The following is a 1,546-nucleotide window of genomic DNA, read 5'->3' on the forward strand; positions in this document are numbered from 1 at the left end:
GTTGATCTGCCAAGATCTTTACCAACAGGTTACACCGCTTCCTTCTCCTGTCATACACCAGAAATGATCATAGCTCCCGGAGCTTTGGTCAAGATGGAAGGCGGGCCATCAGGTGGAAATGGTGTACCGGTCTACTTTATGTGTGCAGACTGCGCCGTTGAGGCCGCTCGTGCGGTTGTCTCCGGAGGGCAGATCGTGCGAGAGAAGATGTCTATTGGTCAATATGGTTTTATTACTTTGATCGCGGATACTGAAGGCAATATGATTGGCCTGCATTCGATGCAATAGCGCCATCCTGGTACAGATGTCATTGCTGGATATAAATTGATACAGTGTACTAATTGAAAAGTGATACCCCGACTTGAGAAGATAATCGCATTTTGGAAGCGGCCGTGATCACTGCTCAGTGTATCTGAAAATTAAATTAGTAACTGGCAACCTTCCATGGGCCAAGGAAAATTGCCAGTTATGATACGATCAACAAGAAAATGAAACATACGGTTGTTGCGTAAATCCGCAATCTCAACCACGCAATGATTCGTTATGACAATTCACTGCATGGAAAAGCAGACAAATTATTTGTCTACAACACCGGCTATTTCGATTTATTGCTGATACTATGAAGATTTGTTTGAGTCATTACTTTGGAGCGAGCACGCCCGAAGCTCCGGTTTCTTTGGCTGCACGCAAAACCGGATAGAATTGAGTGAAAACCAGGTCGTCTTTGGCGTTAGCCTTATGGCATTCCGCACATTCTTGAGTCGGCAGGTTTTTAGCAGCTGCTACCAGAGGAGTGCCCGGTACATAGAAAATATAGAATCCCCAGTTTCCCGGTTCACTAGCAAAACGTTTCGAATCTTTGACTGATGCTTCCAGTCCAATGTAGTCGCCCATAAAATAACCGTTACCACTGCCTGGTCCTTTACGATCCCCTACACTGATCAGTTCTTTGACAGTCATCGTGCCATCTCGAAATTCTCCTGTTTTTTTCCAGTGCGCATAACCCTCTGGATCAACATATACAGTGCGAATTTCAGTAAATGGCGCTTTGCCTTCGTTTAGTTCGTTCGGGGTAACCTGTGTACCCACCATGACCCATTCGCGATAATTCTGCGGTAAGAGTAATTCTCCCTTATCATTGAACTGCGCAGGTCCTGCTGCAAGAGCATGATTGCCCGCACCCAATGACATCATCATGGCCACAATGCTAGTAGTAAGTATTTTTCTAAAGCCCATTGCAATTTCCTTTGATTGTTAAAATGAATCTTTACAGTTCGCGATTTTTAGCTAAAAGACTAGGCGTCGGTTCCTGTGGTACGGAAGTTTATTACGCGTCTACCGTTACGTCAATGACGAGCTCACTGCTGGCTAACCATAAATCCTTGATAGATAAAACCTGAATAGGTTTGAAATCGGGTGAAATTGGCGCAATCGAAATGGCAATTTTTCAACTTATATTAATTCTAAGCTAGGTAGTGTAGTCACAAGATATTTGCCCAAAGAGCGATGCATCTGATATGGACGGCGGCGAGGAAGGAAGCGGTGT

At 44.6% G+C, this 1,546-nt stretch carries 2 protein-coding genes; one reads left to right on the top strand and one right to left on the bottom strand.

The features are described 5' to 3' along the window. The coding region (locus R2Q26_RS15280; RefSeq protein WP_411182377.1) for a VOC family protein at window positions 1–288 on the top strand (288 nt) is incomplete at its 5' end. A 351-nt stretch (window positions 289–639) separates the two neighbouring features. Here the strand turns inward: R2Q26_RS15280 and R2Q26_RS15285 are convergent. Continuing rightward, complete coding sequence (locus R2Q26_RS15285) at window positions 640–1,236, bottom strand: cytochrome P460 family protein (protein ID WP_317537078.1); 597 nt, start codon at window positions 1,234–1,236, stop codon at window positions 640–642. Between the last annotated feature and the right edge of the window lie 310 nt (window positions 1,237–1,546).

This window comes from Nitrosomonas sp. Is37, assembly GCF_033063275.1.
GTDB lineage: Bacteria > Pseudomonadota > Gammaproteobacteria > Burkholderiales > Nitrosomonadaceae > Nitrosomonas.